Source organism: Streptomyces beijiangensis (assembly GCF_017315755.1).
In the GTDB taxonomy this organism is placed as follows: domain Bacteria; phylum Actinomycetota; class Actinomycetes; order Streptomycetales; family Streptomycetaceae; genus Streptomyces; species Streptomyces beijiangensis.
Window position 1 is genome coordinate 1 of record NZ_JAFLRJ010000795.1, and the last position, 1,431, is coordinate 1,431.

Sequence of the window (1,431 nt, forward strand, 5' to 3'; positions counted from 1 at the left end):
GCCAGCAGCCCGGCGCTGCGCAGGTCGCGCCAGAAGGCGACGGGGATCTCCTCGCGCAGGGCGGCGAGGTCCTCGGCGATGCGCGAGGGCCGGGTGGCGCCGGGGATGACCGCGGCGGCGACCGGGTGCGCCAGGGAGAACTGCAGCGCGGCCGCCTTGACGGAGACTCCGTGCCGCTCGGCCAGATCGCGGATGCGCCCAACGGTCGCCAGGATCTCCGGCGGCGCCTGCTGGTACTCGAAGTGGGTGCCACCTGCCAGTACGCCGGAGCTGTAGGGCCCGCCGACGACCATGTCGACGCCCTGCTCCTGGGCCGCGGGCATCAGTCGCTGCAGTGCCTGGCCGTGGTCGAGAAGGGTGTAGCGGCCGGCGAGGAGGAATGCGTCGGGGCGCGGCTCGTCAAGGGCGAGGGTGAGCTCGATGGGCTCGACGCGGTTGACACCCAGCCCCCAGGCCTTGATCACGCCCTGGTCGCGCAGGTCGTCCAGTACCCGGAAGGCGCCGGTGCGGGCGATCTCGAACTGGGCGAGCCAGCGGTCGCCGTGGAAGTCCTGGGCGATGTCGTGCACCCACACGATGTCGAGCCGGTCGGTGTTCAGCCGCTCCAGACTGTCCTCGATGGAACGCTTGGTGGCATCGGCCGAGTAGTCGTCGACCATCTTGTTCGGCCGGCCGTGCTCGAACAGGCCGCCCTTCTCACCCAGGTCGCGCGTGGCGGGGTCCTCGATCTCGTCGTGGATGACCCGGCCGACCTTGGTCGACAGGACGAAGGAGTCGCGGGGCCGCTGGGAGAGCATCGCGCCGAGGCGGATCTCGGCGAGGCCCGCGCCGTAGAACGGAGCGGTGTCGTAGTAGCGGATCCCCTGGTCCCACGCGGCCTGCAGGGTGGCCTGGACCTCCTCTTCGGGGATGGCACGGAACATGTTGCCCATCGGGGCGGTGCCGAATCCGAGAGGGCCGGGCAGCAGATTGGTGAGGCTCATGGCGAGCACCCTTTCTTTCTGGTTCGTGGTGGACCGTCGAGCAGCACCCCCGCCGTCCGCTTGTGCCGGCCACTGCTTGCATGAACATTACTTGCACACGCTGCCTATTGCAAACGCGGTTAATGTGCGCACAGAAATGATTCCGTACGGCGACACCCGCCATCGACCGCCCCGCCCTTGATAAACGGACCGCCGGTCCGTATGGATTCACCTATCCGGACCGATGGTCCGTTTCTCTACCCGGACGACTGGGCTCGCCGCTTCGTCGAGCAGAACGGAACCTTTGATCATGACAGTGCCCATGACACCTGCGGAGCTGTACCGCCACGGTCTGCGACTGCTGCTGGCGAAGGACATCCCCGGCTGGGTGGACCTGTGGGACGAGGACGGCGTCCTGGAGTTCCCCTTCGCGCCCCCGGACTGGCCCGGGCGGCTGGAGGGGCGGCAG

2 protein-coding genes are annotated in these 1,431 nt (G+C 68.7%); one reads left to right on the plus strand and one right to left on the minus strand.

The window, feature by feature from the left end:
- The coding region (locus J0695_RS39150) for an aldo/keto reductase (protein ID WP_206969619.1) at positions 1-983 on the minus strand (983 nt) is incomplete at its 3' end.
- 289 nt (positions 984-1,272) lie between these two features.
- Between J0695_RS39150 and J0695_RS44660 the strand changes: the two genes are divergently transcribed.
- A partial coding sequence (locus J0695_RS44660; protein WP_505383631.1) for a nuclear transport factor 2-like protein occupies positions 1,273-1,431 on the plus strand: 159 nt, incomplete at its 3' end.